Annotated in this window: 15 protein-coding genes and 2 pseudogenes; 13 read left to right on the top strand and 4 right to left on the bottom strand. The window is 53.8% G+C overall.

The window, feature by feature from the left end; all coding sequences use genetic code 11:
* The first annotated feature begins 72 nt into the window (after positions 1–72).
* The 10 genes and pseudogenes from BCA33_RS08885 (at position 73) to BCA33_RS08925 (ending at position 11970) form a co-directional block, all read left to right on the top strand.
* Positions 73–1848 carry a PQQ-dependent methanol/ethanol family dehydrogenase gene (locus BCA33_RS08885; RefSeq protein ID WP_071265090.1) on the top strand — a complete coding sequence of 592 codons (1776 nt, stop codon included), beginning with the start codon at positions 73–75 and terminating at the stop codon, positions 1846–1848.
* 190 nt (positions 1849–2038) lie between these two features.
* Positions 2039–3559, top strand: coding sequence for an aldehyde dehydrogenase family protein (locus tag BCA33_RS08890; protein WP_071265092.1), 1521 nt, complete (start codon positions 2039–2041; stop codon positions 3557–3559).
* 347 nt (positions 3560–3906) lie between these two features.
* Positions 3907–3978, top strand: a complete 72-nt coding sequence (gene pqqA, locus BCA33_RS19760) for a pyrroloquinoline quinone precursor peptide PqqA (protein ID WP_007153157.1) — start codon at positions 3907–3909, stop codon at positions 3976–3978.
* Positions 3979–4034: 56 nt separating this feature from the next.
* Positions 4035–4969, top strand: a pseudogene (gene pqqB, locus BCA33_RS08895) (pyrroloquinoline quinone biosynthesis protein PqqB).
* On the top strand, positions 4966–5721 hold the full coding sequence (gene pqqC, locus BCA33_RS08900) for a pyrroloquinoline-quinone synthase PqqC (RefSeq protein WP_071265094.1): 756 nt from the start codon (positions 4966–4968) through the stop codon (positions 5719–5721). Before pqqB ends, pqqC begins: the two are co-directional and overlap by 4 nt.
* Entirely contained in the window at positions 5721–6014 is a 294-nt protein-coding gene (gene pqqD / locus BCA33_RS08905; RefSeq protein ID WP_071265096.1) for a pyrroloquinoline quinone biosynthesis peptide chaperone PqqD, read from the top strand. Before pqqC ends, pqqD begins: the two co-directional genes overlap by 1 nt.
* Complete coding sequence (pqqE, locus tag BCA33_RS08910) at positions 6011–7168, top strand: pyrroloquinoline quinone biosynthesis protein PqqE (protein WP_071265098.1); 1158 nt, start codon at positions 6011–6013, stop codon at positions 7166–7168. Before pqqD ends, pqqE begins: the two co-directional genes overlap by 4 nt.
* A gap of 64 nt (positions 7169–7232) precedes the next feature.
* Positions 7233–9038 carry a prolyl oligopeptidase family serine peptidase gene (locus BCA33_RS08915; protein WP_071265197.1) on the top strand — a complete coding sequence of 602 codons (1806 nt, stop codon included), beginning with the start codon at positions 7233–7235 and terminating at the stop codon, positions 9036–9038.
* Between the two features lie 48 nt (positions 9039–9086).
* Positions 9087–10250: an alcohol dehydrogenase-like regulatory protein ErcA gene (gene ercA, locus BCA33_RS08920; protein ID WP_071265100.1), complete on the top strand. Its 1164-nt coding sequence runs from the start codon at positions 9087–9089 to the stop codon at positions 10248–10250.
* Entirely contained in the window at positions 10234–11970 is a 1737-nt protein-coding gene (locus BCA33_RS08925) for an ATP-binding protein (RefSeq protein WP_071265102.1), read from the top strand. The genes ercA and BCA33_RS08925 overlap by 17 nt, the downstream gene beginning before the upstream one ends.
* A 54-nt stretch (positions 11971–12024) precedes the next feature.
* Here BCA33_RS08925 and BCA33_RS08930 read toward each other — a convergent pair whose 3' ends face one another.
* The 3 genes from BCA33_RS08930 to BCA33_RS08940 form a co-directional block, all read right to left on the bottom strand.
* Complete coding sequence (locus tag BCA33_RS08930; RefSeq protein ID WP_071265104.1) at positions 12025–12450, bottom strand: GFA family protein; 426 nt, start codon at positions 12448–12450, stop codon at positions 12025–12027.
* Positions 12451–12617: 167 nt separating this feature from the next.
* A complete protein-coding gene (locus tag BCA33_RS08935) occupies positions 12618–13031 on the bottom strand; it encodes a helix-turn-helix transcriptional regulator (RefSeq protein WP_071265106.1) in 414 nt (137 codons plus the stop codon).
* Positions 13028–13666: an AraC family transcriptional regulator ligand-binding domain-containing protein gene (locus BCA33_RS08940; RefSeq protein ID WP_071265108.1), complete on the bottom strand. Its 639-nt coding sequence runs from the start codon at positions 13664–13666 to the stop codon at positions 13028–13030. The genes BCA33_RS08935 and BCA33_RS08940 overlap by 4 nt, the downstream gene beginning before the upstream one ends.
* Positions 13667–13863: 197 nt before the next feature.
* Here BCA33_RS08940 and BCA33_RS08945 point away from each other — a divergent pair, with 197 nt between their 5' ends.
* The gene (locus BCA33_RS08945; protein WP_175469736.1) at positions 13864–14544 is read left to right on the top strand and encodes a hypothetical protein; all 681 of its coding nucleotides are present in this window, start codon (positions 13864–13866) and stop codon (positions 14542–14544) included.
* Between the two features lie 90 nt (positions 14545–14634).
* A complete protein-coding gene (locus tag BCA33_RS08950) occupies positions 14635–15492 on the top strand; it encodes a sterol desaturase family protein (RefSeq protein WP_071265109.1) in 858 nt (285 codons plus the stop codon).
* Here the strand turns inward: BCA33_RS08950 and BCA33_RS08955 are convergent.
* A complete protein-coding gene (locus BCA33_RS08955) occupies positions 15452–16351 on the bottom strand; it encodes a LysR family transcriptional regulator (RefSeq protein ID WP_071265112.1) in 900 nt (299 codons plus the stop codon). The two genes, BCA33_RS08950 and BCA33_RS08955, sit on opposite strands and share 41 nt — an antisense overlap.
* A 381-nt stretch (positions 16352–16732) precedes the next feature.
* On the opposite strand from BCA33_RS08955, the pseudogene BCA33_RS08960 reads away from it, so the two are divergent.
* Positions 16733–17430, top strand: a pseudogene (locus BCA33_RS08960) (pirin family protein).
* Positions 17431–17674: the final 244 nt, after the last annotated feature.

Raw genomic sequence — 17674 nt, forward strand, 5'->3', positions numbered from 1 at the left:
GAATCTGCATAGAGGCGGGAAAACTTCCCGGTTCACCGAAAACCGACAACAAGAGACTCGGAGAGCGCAACCATGAGATTGAACAGATTCGGCATTCGCATTGCAGTCAGCACCCTTGCGTTGGCAGTGTCGTGCGGCGCCCAGGCCGTAACCGACGAAGATATCCTCAACGATGCCAACACGCCAGAAGACATTGTTACCTATGGTATGGGTACTCAAGGGCAACGGTTCAGCACGCTTGAAGACTTGAACACAGATAATATTCAGTATTTGCAGCCCGCATGGGCATTTTCCTTCGGTAGCGAAAAGATGCGCGGCCAGGAATCCCAGCCCATGATAAAGGATGGCGTGATGTACGTGACCGCCTCCTATTCCCGCGTTTACGCAATTGACGCAAGAACCGGCGAAGAGATTTGGCAGTACGATGCTCGCCTGCCCGATGGCATCATGCCTTGCTGTGACGTGGTTAACCGCGGCGTAGCCCTTTACGGCGACAAAGTATATTTCGGTACTCTGGATGCCAGGCTTGTGGCACTGAACAAGGATACAGGCAAGCCTGAGTGGATCAAGAAGGTGGCGGACTACCAAGCAGGGTACGCCATCACTGCTGCTCCAATTATTATAAAGGGCAAAATAATTACCGGGGTAGCCGGTGGTGAGTTCGGCGTTGTTGGCAAAGTGGAAGCCTACGATGCTGAAACCGGTGACCTGGTCTGGACGCGCCCCACGGTTGAAGGCCACATGGGGTATGTGTACGAAGATGGCGAGAAAGTTGAAAATGGTATTTCTGGTGGCGAAGCCGGACGCACCTGGCCCGGCGACATGTGGAAGACTGGCGGCGCAGCACCTTGGTTGGGCGGCACTTACGATCAGGACACAGATTCGCTATTTTTTGGTACCAGTAACCCATCGCCGTGGAACTCGCACCTGCGCCCGGGGGACAACCTGTTCTCATCCTCAAGGCTGGCTATCGATCCGGATGATGGCAGCATCAAATGGCACTTCCAGACCACGCCCCACGACGGCTGGGATTACGATGGTGTAAATGAGCTGATTTCCTTTAACTATGAGGAAGATGGAAAAACCGTCATGGCTGCGGCCACAGCTGATCGAAATGGCTTCTTCTATGTTTTGAACCGTGAAAACGGTGACTTCATTCGTGGCTTCCCGTTTGTCGACAAGATTACCTGGGCTACGGGGCTTGATCCCGAAACCGGGCGGCCTATTTATGCCGAAGGTGGGCGCCCGGGTGATCCTGCCGGCATGGATGGAAGCAAAGGCGAAACAGTTGTAGCTCAACCGGCATTTCTCGGTGGCAAAAACTGGATGCCCATGGCTTACAGCCAGAAAACGGGCTTGTTCTATGTGCCCTCCAACGAGTGGTCTATGGATATCTGGAATGAGCCGGTTTCTTATAAAAGAGGCGGGGCATTCTTAGGCGCCGGTTTCACAATCAAGCCTGCTAACGACGATTATATTGGCGTTTTGCGCGCCATGGATCCGAAAACCGGTGAGGAAGTGTGGCGCTATGAAAATCCCGCGCCTTTGTGGGGCGGCGTAATGACTACAGCGGGTGATCTGGTGTTCACTGGTACGCCAGAGGGCTACCTGAAAGCCTTTGATGCCAAAACAGGTGAAGAGCTGTACAAGTTCAATACCGGCTCCGGTGTGGTTGGTACCCCGGTTACGTGGCAGATGGACGGCCAGCAGTTTGTCTCAGTGGCTTCTGGCTGGGGTGGTGCGGTTCCGCTTTGGGGAGGTGAAGTGGCCAAAGTGGTCAAGCACTTTAACCAGGGTGGCACGGTCTGGACCTTTAAACTGCCGAAGGACCGTGTTGCGAGCCAGTAAATCCTGTATGCGATGAAAGTGGACACCAGCAGGCCGCGGGCAATACGGGTCGGCTGGTGTCTACTACCAAGGGAGGAGTTTTTCGCCCCCATCGCAGCATTCAATGGGTGAGAGTTAGTGTCTACATTGGATGGGTAAACGCGATTGCCCTCCCGTTGGCGCGCGATAAACAAAACATGAGGTTGAAGCCATGATCTACGCACAACCAGGAACGGAAGGTTCCGTCGTTTCTTTCAAATCCCGCTATGGAAATTACATTGGCGGAGAATGGGTTGCCCCGGTAAAAGGGCAATATTTTGATAACATTACCCCTGTAACGGGTGATGTGATTTGTGAAATCCCGCGGTCATCTGCTGAAGATATCGATCTGGCACTCGACGCGGCGCACAAGGCAGCCCCCGCATGGGGACGCACTTCAGCGCAAGAGCGCTCAAATATCCTTCTGAAAATTGCTGATCGGATTGAAGCTAATCTCGAAAAATTGTCAGTGGCGGAAACCTGGGACAATGGTAAAGCCGTCCGTGAAACCCTGAACGCCGATATTCCATTGGCCGCTGATCACTTCCGTTACTTTGCTGGTTGCATTCGCGCCCAGGAAGGTCATATGGGAGAAATTGATAACAACACCGTGGCGTACCACTTTCACGAGCCGCTAGGCGTGGTCGGGCAGATTATCCCCTGGAACTTCCCAATTCTTATGGCCGCCTGGAAGCTAGGCCCATGCCTGGCGGCGGGTAACTGTACCGTGCTGAAGCCGGCCGAGCAGACACCTGCGAGCATACTGGTGTTGATGGAGGTCATCGGAGACCTGCTGCCGCCGGGTGTGCTCAACGTAGTTAACGGTTACGGCATTGAAGCCGGCCAGGCGCTGGCAACCAGCAAGCGTATTGCTAAAATCGCCTTCACCGGCTCGACACCGGTTGGGTCGCACATCCTTAAATGCGCGGCTGAAAACATCATCCCCTCTACCGTGGAGCTGGGTGGCAAGTCACCAAACATTTATTTCTCTGACGTGATGAAGGCTGAGCCTGAATTCATCGATAAGTGTGTGGAAGGTCTGGTTTTGGCTTTCTTCAATCAGGGTGAAGTGTGTACCTGTCCTTCTCGCGCCATCGTGCAGGAAGACATGTACGACGAATTTATAGAAAAAGTGGTCGCTCGCACCAAGGCAATCAAGCGCGGCAACCCACTGGACACCGACGTGCAAGTAGGCGCTCAGGCTAGCAAGGAGCAGTTCGACAAGATCATGTCATACCTTGAAATTGGCAAACAGGAAGGTGCCCAGGTGTTGACCGGCGGTGGCCGTGAAAACCTGGAAGGCGAGTTTGCTAACGGTTTCTACATCCAGCCCACGCTGTTTAAGGGCGATAACAATATGCGCGTGTTCCAGGAGGAAATCTTCGGCCCGGTTGTGGGGATAACCACCTTCAAAACCGAGGAAGAGGCTCTGGCCATCGCTAACGACACCGAGTTTGGTCTGGGTGCAGGAGTTTGGTCCCGTGACACCCATGTTGCCTATCGCATGGGTCGCCAGATCCAGGCCGGTCGGGTGTGGATGAACTGCTACCACGCGTACCCAGCCCACGCCGCCTTTGGCGGTTACAAGAAATCCGGTATTGGTCGCGAAACCCATAAACTGGCGCTGGATCACTACCAGCAAACCAAGTGCATGCTAACCAGTTACGACATTAATCCGCTGGGCTTTTTCTGATTGTAATGCTGCCGGCCACCTCCTCCACACAGGTTGGTTGGTAAACTGCACAGGGAACGTGCGCCTTTTCTCCCCGGCGCTTGTCGGGGTGTTTTTGCTGAGACCCCGCGACATGTGTGTCGCTCTCTTTTGGCCCTTCGTGGGCCTTTTTTGCTTTTCAACATTGCTGTTGTATCGCTCCGCGCCCTTTAATTGCTGCCAAACTGCAACTTAAGACGACCTTAAAACAGTGCGAAAGTACCATGTTGGAGACTTGCGGCTGCCTTTAGGATGGGTTTTGGGGATGCGGTGACCATGACCGAACGTTTCCTGATGCCCAAATAATCATGACAAAAGAGGTGAGCATTATGTGGACAAAACCAGCTTATGAAGACCTGCGTATTGGTTTCGAAGTCACTATGTACTTCGCCAACCGCTGAAGACTGAAGCGGCCAGCGCCCAGGCGCCGGCCGTTTTACTTTCGGAGCTTCTGTTTATGTATCTTCAGGTTCTTGGTTCGGCGGCAGGTGGCGGTTTTCCTCAGTGGAATTGCAACTGCGCCAATTGCGATGGTTTGCGAAAGGGCACTATTAACGCTCGTGCACGCACTCAGTCATCCATTGCCGTCAGTGAAGATGGCGAGCGCTGGATTCTGATCAACGCTTCCCCCGATATTTGTGCTCAGTTGGCATCGTTTCCCGCTATGCAGCCGGCGCGCGCCTGCGTGATACCGGTATTGAGGCCGTGGTGCTGATGGACAGTCAGGTGGATCATACGACGGGCCTGTTAACGCTACGAGAAGGGCTACCACTTGATCTATGGTGTACGGCGCAGGTACACGAAGACCTCAGTTCCGGCTTTCCGCTGTTCCCGATGCTAGCGCACTGGAACGGTGGGTTGCGCTGGCAAGAAATCCCGCTTGATGACGGAGCGCCAGAAGCCTTTGTTGTTCCTTGCGCCCCGAATCTGAAACTGACGGCTATTCCCCTGTTGAGTAATGCGCCGCCGTATTCGCCGCGAAGGGATCAGCCCCACCCAGGCGATAATATTGGCATTTTTATCGAGGACACACGTACGGGTAACACTGTGCTATACGCTCCCGGGCTAGGTAAGCCCGATGCGAACATTCTGCAGTGGATGTGCAAAGCCGACGTTCTGATGGTGGATGGCACGGTGTGGCACGACGACGAAATGATCCGCCAGAAAGTAGGCACCAAAACCGGTCAGGCCATGGGCCATCTGGCCCAGAGTGGCCCGGGCGGGATGATTGAGGTACTGGATTCTGTGCCCGCCAAGTATAAGATTCTGATCCACATCAACAACACGAATCCGATTCTGAATGAAGACTCTGATGAGCGAGCGCAATTGATTCAGCACGGCATCGATGTGGCTTGGGACGGAATGCATATTGATCTGTCGGAGAAGCTATGAGCGCCATCGTCAATACTGCCATGAACGCGACAGAGTTTGAGCGAGTGCTGCGCAGCAAGGGGCAGTATTACCATATTCACCACCCGTATCACCGGGCCATGTATGGCGGACAATGCAGCCCTGAACAAGTCCGGGGCTGGGTAGCCAACCGGTATTATTACCAAATCATGATTCCGCGTAAAGACGCCGCCATTATGGCTAATTGCCCAGATGCCGAGGTTCGCCAACAGTGGTTGCAACGCATTCTTGATCACGATGGTCACAACTCAGATGCAGGCGGCATCGAAGCCTGGCTGTGCTTGGCGGAGGCTGTAGGGCTTACCCGAAAAGAGGTGATTGACCAGCGTCATGTGCTGCCAGGTGTGCGTTTTGCGGTAGATGCCTACCTGAACTTTGCCCGCCGCGCTAGCTGGCAGGAGGCCGCGTGTTCGTCTCTTACGGAACTGTTTGCACCGGAAATTCACCAGTCTCGCCTGGACAGTTGGCCGCAGCATTATCCGTGGATAGACGAGTCTGGTTACCACTATTTCCGCAAGCGCCTCTCGGAAGCCCGTCGCGATGTGGAGCACGGCCTGGCGATAACGCTTGAACATTTCACCACTGCCCCCGAGCAGGCCAGAGCCCTGGATATTCTGCAGTTTAAGCTGGATATTTTGTGGAGCCTTCTGGACGCACTTACGATGGCCTACAGCCACAACACACCACCGTTTCACACGGTAACCGACCAGCAAATCTGGCATCGGGGGCTGTAATGGCAAATCTGGCAGAAAATGCGATCAAAACGACAGACACCCCTCGTTTTCGGCGCGGGTTTCGGTTTCAGTGGGAGCCCGCACAGAACGGTCATGTGTTGCTGTACCCTGAGGGTATGGTGAAGCTTAACGAGAGCGCCGGTGCGGTACTGAGCGAAATTGACGGCCAGCGTTGCGTGCAGGATATTGTGGCTGCGTTAAAGGCTACGTTTCCTCAAGCCGGTGCTCTGGAAGACGACGTGATTGAATTTCTGGAGCACGCCAGACAGCAACACTGGATTGACCTCACATGACCTCTCTGACCTCCAGTTCGATACAACACAAGCCAGCCAGCATTGGGCCCCCGTTGTGGTTGCTCGCCGAGCTGACCTATCGTTGCCCTCTGCAATGCCCGTACTGTTCAAACCCCCTGAATTTTGCCGAGACCGCGAACGAGCTCAGCACGGAGGAGTGGGTTAGTGTTTTGCGTCAGGGGCGTGAAATGGGTGCGGCCCAGTTGGGATTTTCAGGGGGCGAGCCGTTGGTGCGCCAGGACTTGGGCGAGCTGATTGCCGAGGCTCGACATCTGGGTTACTACAGCAACCTGATTACGTCTGGCTTAGGGCTGACCCAAGCCAAAGTTGAGTCGTTTGCCGAAGCCGGGTTGGATCATATTCAAGTTAGCTTTCAGGCGTCAGATCCGGAATTGAATAACGCCGTTGCGGGTTCTCGCAAGGCGTTTGAGCAAAAGTTGGCGATGGCCCGTGCGGTGAAAGAGGCTGGCTACCCCATGGTTCTCAACTTTGTGATTCATCGCCATAACATCCATCAGATGAATGACATAGTCGCGTTGTGTGATCGCCTGGGAGCAGATTACGTTGAATTGGCCACGTGCCAGTACTACGGCTGGGCCTTCAAGAACCGCGAAGGGCTGATGCCGTCGCGGGCACAGCTGGAAAAGGCGGAGTATGAAGTGAATCAGAATCGGGCCCGGCTGTTGGATGAAGGCTCGGCCATGAAGCTGATTTTTGTGACCCCCGATTATTATGAAGAACGCCCAAAACCGTGCATGAACGGTTGGGGCAGTATTTTTTTAACGGTGGCTCCCGACGGTAGCGCCTTACCCTGCCATAGCGCCCGCCTGCTGCCGATCGACTTCCCCAATGTGCGCGATAAAGACTTGAAGCACATCTGGTACGACAGCCCAGGATTTAACCATTATCGTGGCGATAGCTGGATGCCAGAGCCGTGTCAGTCCTGTGATGAAAAGGAAAAAGACTTCGGCGGCTGTCGTTGCCAGGCATTTTTGCTTACCGGCAATGCCGACAACGCAGACCCTGTGTGTGGTAAGTCGCCCCATCACGATCGCATTCTGGCCGCGCGCCAAGCCGCTGACCATGCTACCGCAGGTATAGAGGAGCTGACCTATCGCAACGCCGGTAACTCCCGTTTGTTCTTCCGCAGTTGAGCCGCCCGCGGGGCTGCTGAGCGCCACTGAGGCGTGCGCGGGTTACATCCAGCGCAGCGGTTTGGTGGCGTCGCAAGCAGGCATATTCTGGCTGCAAAGTGACCCTGACAGTGGCGTGAATCGGGCTTGGTGGATACGCGACCAGGCTTCGGTCCCATTAACCACGCCATCCCCAAGTATTCGCAGCCGGGTGAATGGATACGGCGGCGGTGCTTTGGCAGCGGCCCCGGACGGCGTCTTTATAGTCAGTGACGGTCAGAAAATCTGTTTTATCGACAGCGAAAAGACTCGCAGCCAAGTGCTGACCACCGATACAGCGGCTTATGGCGGCCTGGTGTCAGATCCGTTGCGACAGCGTGTGCTGGCGGTACGTGAAACGGGGGAGGGCGTTGCAGAGGGTCGACAGCAACTGGTGGCTTTGGCGCGCACAGGCGGCTTGACGGTGCTGCATGAAGGTGAAGATTTTTACGGTGCACCGGCACTCACAGCCGATGGTAAAAAGATTGCCTGGGTGAGCTGGCAATTGCCTGATATGCCTTGGTTACGTACCCGTCTATGGACTGCAGATGTTACTGAAAGTGGCACGCTAGAGCAGGTTCAGAGCCATCCATCGCCCAATGAAGGTTCTATTCAACAGCCGGTTTTTTCCGGCCAGGCGCTGTGGGTTTTGTCTGACCACGAGGGGTGGTGGCAACCCTGGCAGGTGGATTACCAAAACGCAGAAAGCGGCTGGCTGAAAGCTCTGGCTGCGCCCGAACGAGATCACGCCAATGCGCCATGGCAGCTCGGTGAACGTCACCACTGCCCGTTGCCTGGCGATTGTTGGGCCCGTGTCTGTTATCACAACGGCTACGGTGAGTTGTGGCTCTCGGGTCCAGATCTCTCAGGGCCGGTGCGCATTTCGCCGGAATTTAGCGATTTTCGCAGCTTGTGCACGGCTAACGGCATGCTTTACGCGATCGCAAAGTCGCCACATCGTCTTGATGCGGTTCTTCGTATCGATCCGCTCAGCGCCCAGCCCCATGTTATTGCCGGTGGGGAGCCCGCACTTCCCGGGCACGCTCTGACGCATCCGGTAGCATTCAGAACGCCCGCCCGCGGGCCAGAGCTGGAGCCTCCACAGGGCTTTTTTTATGCACCACTGACGGCGGATAAACAACCAGCCAAATTGATTCTCGTAGCCCATGGTGGGCCTACTTCTGCGGCCTACCCGGTGTTCAATCCTCAGATACAATTCTGGTGCCAGCGTGGCTTTGCCGTAGCCGAGGTGAACTACCGCGGCAGTAGTGGATTTGGCCGTGCGTTCCGCTTAGCCTTGGCGGAACGGTGGGGTGAGTTGGATGTAGAAGACATGGCGCACGCAGTGGATTGCCTGGTTGACGCTGGGTGGGCAGACCCCCAGCGAGTATTCATTCAAGGTCGCAGTTCCGGTGGCTACACGGCGCTGATGGCATTGGCCACAGATCAGCGCTACAGCGCCGGTGCCAGCCTGTTTGGAGTCACTGATCCGGCCCAGTTGCGGCGCGTAACACACCGCTTTGAATCCGGTTATTTGGATTGGCTTCTAGGCGATCCCGAGAAATATCCACAGCGTTGGAAAATGCGCACGCCCAGGCTGCGCGCGGCAAAAATGGTCGCGCCAGTAATTTTTTTTCAGGGAGGGCAGGATAAAGTGGTTGTGCCGGAGCAAACTCGCGCCATGGTGTCAGCAATGCACAAAGCCGGGCAGGCCCCGGAGCTGCATTGGTTTGAAGACGAGGGCCATGGCTTTTTACAGCAGGCGAATCAGGCCGCCATGCTTGAGGGACTCTATCGCTTTTATCAAAGGCATAGCCGAAAGGCCAATGAATGCGCAGAGAGCTTGAGTTAAGCTCTCAACTATTACGATAAAAACAAATACAGCGTTGAGTGCATTTTCATGGGTCACGACATATCAGCATTAAGAAAGTTTGTCTCGCCAGAGATTGTATTTGGGGCCGGGTCACGCAAGTCAGTTGCCAACTTCGCCAGTAATTTCGGTGGCAAGCATGTATTCCTGGTGTCCGACCCGGGGGTTTCGGCAGCCGGCTGGGTTGGCGAAATCGTTACCTTGCTGACCGATGTAGGCATACGCACCACGGTTTATACTGGGGTTTCTGCTAACCCCCGGGTTGATGAGGTGATGGCTGGCGCAGAGCTCTACAAATCTTCAGAGTGTGACGTGATTGTTGCGATCGGCGGCGGCAGCCCCATGGACTGCGCCAAAGGCATTGGCATTGTTGTCAGTGATGGTCGACACATTCTGGATTTTGAAGGGGTGGACACCATCAACCACCCCCCACCACCAATGATCCTGATTCCGACAACCGCCGGCACCTCGGCCGATGTCTCACAATTTGCGATCATTTCTGACCCCAAACGTCGCTTCAAGTTTTCCATCATCAGCAAGGCGATTGTGCCGGATGTTTCGTTGATCGATCCGGAAGTGACCGAAACCATGAGCAGCTATTTGACCGCCTGCACAGGGGTAGATGCTCTGGTGCACGCCATAGAGGCCTATGTATCTACCGGTAGCGGGCCACTGACAGACTCTCATGCCCTCGAAGCCATCCGTTTGATTAACCGCAATCTGGAGCCGTTGGTAGCGAATACCGCAGATCCGTATTTGCGAGAGCAGATCATGCTGGCATCGATGCAGGCCGGTCTGGCATTCTCCAACGCAATCCTCGGGGCTGTGCATGCCATGTCTCACAGTTTGGGAGGTTTTCTGGATTTACCCCACGGCTTGTGTAACGCCATGCTGTTAGAGCACGTGGTGGCTTATAACTTCCGTTCTGCGGCGGAACGTTTCCGTCGGGTTGCGGAAGCTATGGATATTGATACCCGTGGTATGAGCCAGATCGAAATTCAGAAGCGACTGATGAATCGCATCATCCTGCTCAAGCGCACCGTCGGCCTGGAGGCGAAGCTCTCTGAGCTGGGCGTAAGCGTGTCTGACATCCCGTCGCTTTCGGGCTTTGCAATGCAGGATCCGTGTATTCTGACCAATCCCCGTAAGTCGTCACTCAGAGACGTTCAGGTTGTGTATGAAGAAGCCCTCTGAGCGAACCGGTGACTATGGCATTAGTGACCTGCTGGGGCTTGGCAGTCAGTCTGCCCGCAAGAACTACTACCCGGCATTGCAAAAGCAAATAGAGGAGCTTGAGCAAGAGCGGAACCGATACAAATGGCTGTTCGAAAAGGCGTTACACGGCATTTTTCAGGGTGATTTGCGGGGCGGGTTTTTAGCCTGCAATCCGGCCATGGCTAAAATTTGCGGGTACTCAGGTCCTCAGGATCTGCAAACCCGTGTGATTCGTTTGCGTGAGCAGCTTTTTTGCAGTGCCAGTGAGTTCGACACGCTGCGCCAGGAATTACTTGATAATGGCAGCATAAATGCGCGTGAGATTCGCCTGCGCCGTGCCGACAACACCGCAGTGAATGTGGCAATCACTCTGTTAAGAAGGCCCGATTTAGGCCCAGAGGTGGTTGAAGCTTTCGTGGCCGATATATCCGAGCGAGTTCAGGCGCGGGAAAAACTGGTACAGATTAACGCCGACCTCGAATGCCGGGTAAAAGATCGCACCCAAGCGCTGCAAGATGCCAACGTTGGGTTGCATTTCCAAATCGGCGAACGCGAAAAGGTTGAGCGTGAATTGGTGATTGCAGCAAAGGCAGCGGCGGATGCAAATCGCAGCAAAGACAAATACCTGGCAGCGGCCAGCCATGACTTGCTGCAGCCTCTGAACGCCGCGCGCTTGACTATTTCGGCACTGCAAGACAGCGCACTGCCGGCAGAGGAGGCGCGGATGGTGCATCAGGTGCACCGCGCCCTGGAGGGTGCAGAGGATTTGCTGGCCGACCTGCTGGATATATCAAAACTGGATCAGCAAGCAATGGTGCCGGACTTGGCTATGACCGACATCGCCGCTTTGGCCAAGGGCTTGGGTGATGAATTTGAAGCCGTGGCGGCGAACGCCGGCATTGGGCTACGGGTGCGCACTATCCCGGCCCTGGCGAAAACGGATCAGCGCATGCTCACGCGGATTCTTCGCAACTTGTTGAGTAATGCCTTCCGCTACACACTTAGTGGGCGTGTTCTGTTGGCTTTGCGGGCCCGTCACGATAGCCTGCGCATTGAAGTGTGGGATACCGGTGTAGGCATTGAAGAAAGCAAATTGCAGGATATTTTCACGGAATTTCATCAGCTATTGCCGCAGGGAACGGGCGGACGCCAAGGTGCTGGGCTTGGCTTGGCCATTGTTGACCGTATGGTGTCGGTATTGGGCTACCAGATGGACGTTGTGTCGCGGCCGGGCCGGGGGTCACGATTTTCGCTGCAACTACCGTTGGATAGGCACGCAGCCAGAAAAATCGAGTTGCCTGTGGTTGCGACAGGGCCAAGCTTTGCGGGTCTGCGCGTGTTGGTAATTGATAACGAGCCAGCCGTACTTGAGAGTATGAAGCTGTTGTTGGAGCGTTGGGGCTGTTTAGTGATTACCAGCCCTGACGAACACCAGGCTCTGGAATACCTTCGGCAGGCAGAAGATTTGCCGGCTGCGATGCTGGCCGACTATCATCTTGATGACAAAAAAACAGGCTGGCAGGCGATTGAGGCTGTACGCACATTACTGGGTAAGCCATTGCCTGCCGCTCTGGTTACTGCAGATTGCAGCTATGAATTGCGCAAGCAAATGCGAGCCCAGAACCTGCCTATTTTGAACAAGCCGGTAAAACCCAACCGTTTGCGGGCATTGCTGACGAGCTTGCTGCCCGCAAACTGAAACAATGACCGAGCCAGCCCTTGGCAGGTTCATTGTGTGGCTAACGCTGCACCCTCATTCAGGCAGCGTTTCTCCTGAGCCGCCCATTTCAGCCGGCATATCTTTCATTTTAGGTAAACCGTCTCTGATTGGTAACACCGACTCTTGATAGTGCACGTGAAGAGCGGGCTCAAATGTTAGCTGTGGCAAGTTTGCAACATACACGTCTACCAAACCCCAAGCTGGGTGATCGCTAAAGATATGACCACCGCACTGTTTGCACCATTTGCGGTGACTTTTCTCGGTGAGATGGAACTCGCCGATCTGATCGGCTCCTGACAGAATCTTAAATGTATCGGATGGCCACAGAGAAAAGGCGTTCACCGGACCCGCTGACCAACGCCGGCAGGAGTCGCAATGGCAATAACCCATCGCCTCCGGCGTGCCACTGACCTGAAACTGTACTGAGCCACAAAAGCACTTGCCTTGATACTGTTTCATTGCTTCACCCTCGTATTATTGCTTTGTACTGAGGATCTCAGTGTAGGCGTAACGCTGTAAATGCGACCAAATCGGTAATTAAAAGCGACTTTGGTCGCACATCATAGCCATCAATAGCATAGACAGCCCTTATTCGAGTTCTCGACGTGTTTTCCTGTCAAGTAACCTCACTTGAGGTGACGGCTAACAGTCAGGGCTCTATTAGTTTCCTGCCATTTTTTGGGTGACACACCACAACCCTGCAAAAAGAAGTGATTAAACGAGCTTTGTTCCTTAAAGCCGAGCAGCTGACTGATCTGTAAGATGCTCAAATTCGAATATTGCAGATAATCCATTGCATGGTGCAGACGAACATCCGCCAATAGCCTTTGATAGCTGGTTCCCTGCTGCGTCAGTTGCCTCTGCAGGCCGCGCTCGCTTTGCCCTTGAATAGCCGCAATTTGTGAGAGTTTTGGGCTGTTTGTCAGGTTTTTTCCAAGTTGGTTTTTCACCTGCTCAACTACTTGGCCGGCATAGGGTTCAACAACCGAAGGGCGCGCTATGTGTTTCAAAGGCCAAGCCAATACGTCTGCAGCAATCATGATGCTGTTATGGGGTTGGCTGAACCGGCACTGGCTCTGAACCCCTGCTGGTATGTTTCCGCCTGATAATCTGCGGGTCTTGCGTGCACAAAGCACACTTCCATCACCGGAATCAGTCGACCGGTCAGTTGTTCCGCCAGATGAATAATGCCTGCCAGCACACTCTCACACACCAGCCGAGCTGCCTTGTGCTGCTGGAAGTTGGCGCGCCAGAGAAAGCGCACATTACCGCCATCCGACTCCAAGCGAGAGGTGCCCAAGCGGTGTACCAGACGTTCCAATGCCATAACCTGTTGCAGTGCGTGGCGCAGCGTTAAGGATTTGGCGCGTATATTGGCCAGAGCCTGCCCCAACACATCAAAGTTTTCCAGACCGGCATTTTGCCCTGTCTTTATGCCGAGCAGAGGGTCCTGTAGCAGATCACTGGCGCTGAGAAACAGCCGAAAGTACTCATCTACGATTACTTTTTTCGGCGGGTTAATCATCCAGAGGTCGGTGACAGAGGCCGCATCGGCAAGCGCTGAGAGGCGACCGCCTTGCTGCAGATAAGCCAGCAGAACAGGCTGAATGTAAGGCCCGACCACATAGTTGGCAGGATGACTAACGGAAGCATCTGAAGACGAGTGGTTGTTCATTGGTGTCGTTTTTTAGCAATTTATATTCGTAATCTAACAATTAAGAGCGGATAAGTCAGGCTAAGATGCTTTTCAGTCAGCTATTCAACGATACGAATACGGTTACAAAAGGGGTGGCGTATGAGCAGCATTCTTGAAAGCAGCGCTATTGACGGCAGTATCATCAAGCCGGTCACGCATTTCGATGGGGCTCGAACGTGCCATACCCCAGCAAATACGCTTTCCTGAACTGCAAAGTTGTTCCCACACCGTTTATTCATATTCTCAATCGCGTTTTTATAGTGCAGGTTGATAGCGAAGAGGGCGTGAAAACGATACTGCTGTCGCCTTCAGATGCTGAAGCAAATGCAGAAACTCCCTATTTCAAGAAAATGATCGACAGGGCAGGGCCGCTCAAGGAATTGGTGAGGAAGTTTATCGCGCCCGAAATCAATACTGTAGAGGACTGTCTTCAACAGGTTGGCTTAACACCAGAAGACGTGGATTACATCAGTTACGACCACCTGCATACCCAGGATATTCGTCGCTGGCTAGGCGATGCCAACACTCCGGGTTTGTTTCCTAATGCGAAACTGCTGGTGATGAAAGAGGAGTGGACGGCCGCCAACTTTCTGATGCCGCCACAATTTGACTGGTACTGCCCTAATGGCCTGGCCGGTGTCCCGGAAGATCGCATCATTCAGCTTGAAGGAGATGTGATGATTGGCAAAGGCTTGGCGCTGATCCGCACACCTGGCCATACCGTGGGCAACCATTCTTTTGTGGCACATACCCCGGAAGGCCTAAAGGTGACTAGCGAAAACGGGGTTGGGCCGGATTGCTACGCGCCGGAGCATTCCCGCATTCCCGGGCTACAGGCCAACAGTCACCTATGGTGACTTGAGCTTTGGCTCGGTGCAGCGCAAGCAGTAAACCTGGGTTTTCTGCAGCCGTAGGTGATCCATGAGTTCAGGTTTTCTGGAGCGATTATGAATGTATTCGGATACTGGGATGGGTTTTATAACGATCCCTGGTTCTGGCAGTTCCCCATGGCCACTCTAGCCATCAGCATGGTTGCGTTCCTGATAGTCGCAACGCCCTGGACGATCGTTGCCTGGTTAGATCCGGTGTCGCTGAGGAAATATAAAATTCAGCAGAAGCCGTTTGAGGTCAGGAAATTCTTGCTGCCCTCACTTGGGCGCATCCTTATAAATAACATTATCCTGGCGTCGCTTTTGGTGCTGAGCTGGCCATTGTTAAAACTTACTGCTGTGCACAACACCGAGTTGCCGGCCTGGTATGTGATTTTGGCCCAATTGGTGTTTTTCGTATTGCTGGACGACTTTCTGTATTACTGGATGCATCGGTACATGCACGAGAACAAATGGTTGCTCCGGAACGTGCACAGCGTACATCACCGAATTCGAAATACCTGCGGCATTAACGGTAACTACGTGCACTGGCTGGAATATTCGTTGACAGCAACGTTGACCTTGATTGGGCCAGTTCTTCTCGGCGCGCACGTTTATGTGATCTGGCTGTGGGTGGTTATCCGGCAGATAGAAGGCGCAGATGGCCATATTGGTTATGATATCCCGTGGAACCCTGTGCACCTTCTCCCCGTGTATGAAGGCCCCGTCTATCACGATTTTCATCACGCCAAGTTCAAAGGCAACTACGCCGGTTTCTTACCCTATCTTGATAAATACATGGGTAAAACACACATTCCCGCGTACCTGAGATACCTTAAGGCGAAGAGAAATGGGTTAACGGCTGCAGAGATAGCAAAGCTAAACGGGGCGGAACTCAATCCCAGTAGGGTGGGTCACCAAAATACCCGTCAATAAAGTCAATAAAGCTCCGAACCTTACTCGCCAGCAGTTGCCGATGTGCATACACCGCATAGAGCCCCATGGGCTCCAGTTCATACTCTTGCAGGATAACCTGCAGCTTTCCCTCTTTGATTGCCGGGCCTGAAATAAACGTGGGTTGCAGGGCGATCCCTGCTCCCGAAATAGCCGATTCGACCAATACGTCGCCGTTGTTGCTGGTCATGCCGCTGCTGTTGTTCTGGCCGTTGTTTTGCAACCACCGGTGCAAGGATTGGCTGGAATCCAGCTCTATGTAGCTGTAGCGCAGGTAACGGTGGCCCTGAAGATCCTCCGGGTGTTGGGGGGTGCCATTTTGTTTCAAGTAGGCCGGAGAGGCGCACATCACAATTCGCACCGGAGCAATCCGTTTGGCGATCAATGAGGAGCTTTTCAAATGGCCGATCCGCAGTACTACGTCGAACCCCTCTTCAACCACATCGACTTTGCGGTCGTTCAGCTGCAGATCGATACCTACGCCCGGATGGGCTTTCTGGAACTCGCTCAGCAACGGTGCCATGTGACGGATAGCGAAGGAGACAGGTGCACTGATCCGCAATAGACCCTGAGCCCGGGTTTGCAGGTCTCCGATTTGGCTTTCCATTTCATCGATGTCGTTCAGCACCTGTTGAGCTCGCTGATGATAGCTCGTTCCCGCTTCGGTCAGGTGGATCTTGCGGGTGGTTCGGTTGAGCAGACGTACACCCAAATGTTGCTCAAGTTGAGAAACGTATTTGCTGACCAGCTGTGGGGACGTTTCCAGCCGATCGGCGGCGCGGGTGAAGGCGCCCTCGCTCACCACCGTAACGAAAGCGCGCATGGCATTGATGCGATCCATAGGAGGTCCTGTATCTTTAGTATTCGGACACTATCAACAATTCATTGATAATAACGCAATGATAAGCATCTTAGTCTTTCGATTTGGCGATAGTAAAGTAGGTTCATCATCTGGAGCGAGGCTTCAGGGGGAAATCAACAGACCAAGGTTTGAGGGATTAAAATGAACTCCAAATTTGCATAAGCATTGTTCAGTTCCAACGGCGGTTATGTCTCTCTGGTCTTACGTGTACCGGTTTCTGATGGCTTTAACGAGCATCCGCTTTCGGAGCAGTTGCGGCCTACCATAAGGTAAATGAGGGTGGGTCTGAAAAGGTCGTCCTGGTTCCTTAAGGCAATATGATCTTACCGTTACGATCTACTCGAAACAGGAGATTCTACAATGATTGAACTTCGACCCCACAGCGAACTGGGCGGCGCCCACCATGCTGGCTAGATACCCGCCATCATTTTTCATTTGCTGAGTACTACGATCCAAAGCGCATGCACTGGGGGAATCTCAGGGTATGGAATGATGACACGATTGCTCCGCAATCTGGTTTTCCGCGTCATCCGCACCGCGACATGGAAATCATCACCTATGTTCGCAAGGGTGCTATTACGCACCAGGACAATCTCGGAAACAAGGGCCGCACCGAGGCCGGAGATGTACAGGTGATGAGTGCCGGAACAGGCATTGCTCACAGTGAGCTCAATGAAGAGGACGAGGCCACCCAGATTTTTCAGATCTGGATCATGCCCAATGAAACCGGCCTTCCTCCGGCCTGGGGTACCAAGCCGTTTCCCAAGGGCGAGCGCAGTGGGTCTTTTGTCACCCTCGCCAGCGGTTTGCCGGGTGATGATGAGGCGTTGCCGATACGCACGGACGCCAGGCTGGTAGCAGCAACTGTGGAAGCAGGACAGAGTGTCGAATACCGCATCGCTGAGGGGCGCAAGGTTTATCTGGTGCCGGCGAGCGGCAAGATAGAAATTAACGGAGTAGTTGCCTCTGCTGGCGACGGTGTCGCAATTAGCGACGAAGTGCTGCTTAAGGTTAGCGCTCACGAAGACAGTGAACTCGTACTGGTAGACGTTGCATAAGCAACAAGAAGTACAGATTCACCTTAATCAATGCAAAAGAGGAAGCATAAATGACTAAAATTCTGATTGTTTATTATTCTATGTACGGCCATATGGAAACCATGGCGCGCAAATAGCAGCCAAGCTCAACAGCTGATAAACCAGCTCAGCGCCGTTGGAAGGGTAAGCCCCTCCAACGGCGCTGAGTGATGTTTGCTTCAGCTCCGTGGCTTTGTCCCGTAACTATTCCCTGTATACTGCGGCT

The organism is Marinobacter sp. AC-23, assembly GCF_001858325.1.
Taxonomy (GTDB): Bacteria; Pseudomonadota; Gammaproteobacteria; order Pseudomonadales; family Oleiphilaceae; genus Marinobacter.

Excerpts from the sequence above, each read along its gene's own strand:
- BCA33_RS08925 (WP_071265102.1), top strand. The coding sequence starts at position 10,234 with ATGAAGAAGCCCTCTGAGCGAACCGGTGACTATGGCATTAGTGACCTG.
- pqqE (WP_071265098.1), top strand. The coding sequence starts at position 6,011 with ATGACCTCTCTGACCTCCAGTTCGATACAACACAAGCCAGCCAGCATT.
- ercA (WP_071265100.1), top strand. The coding sequence starts at position 9,087 with ATGGGTCACGACATATCAGCATTAAGAAAGTTTGTCTCGCCAGAGATT.
- BCA33_RS08950 (WP_071265109.1), top strand. The coding sequence starts at position 14,635 with ATGAATGTATTCGGATACTGGGATGGGTTTTATAACGATCCCTGGTTC.
- BCA33_RS08940 (WP_071265108.1), bottom strand. The coding sequence starts at position 13,666 with ATGAACAACCACTCGTCTTCAGATGCTTCCGTTAGTCATCCTGCCAAC.
- BCA33_RS08890 (WP_071265092.1), top strand. The coding sequence starts at position 2,039 with ATGATCTACGCACAACCAGGAACGGAAGGTTCCGTCGTTTCTTTCAAA.
- pqqC (WP_071265094.1), top strand. The coding sequence starts at position 4,966 with ATGAGCGCCATCGTCAATACTGCCATGAACGCGACAGAGTTTGAGCGA.
- BCA33_RS08955 (WP_071265112.1), bottom strand. The coding sequence starts at position 16,351 with ATGGATCGCATCAATGCCATGCGCGCTTTCGTTACGGTGGTGAGCGAG.
- BCA33_RS08935 (WP_071265106.1), bottom strand. The coding sequence starts at position 13,031 with ATGATTGCTGCAGACGTATTGGCTTGGCCTTTGAAACACATAGCGCGC.
- pqqD (WP_071265096.1), top strand. The coding sequence starts at position 5,721 with ATGGCAAATCTGGCAGAAAATGCGATCAAAACGACAGACACCCCTCGT.
- BCA33_RS08885 (WP_071265090.1), top strand. The coding sequence starts at position 73 with ATGAGATTGAACAGATTCGGCATTCGCATTGCAGTCAGCACCCTTGCG.
- BCA33_RS08930 (WP_071265104.1), bottom strand. The coding sequence starts at position 12,450 with ATGAAACAGTATCAAGGCAAGTGCTTTTGTGGCTCAGTACAGTTTCAG.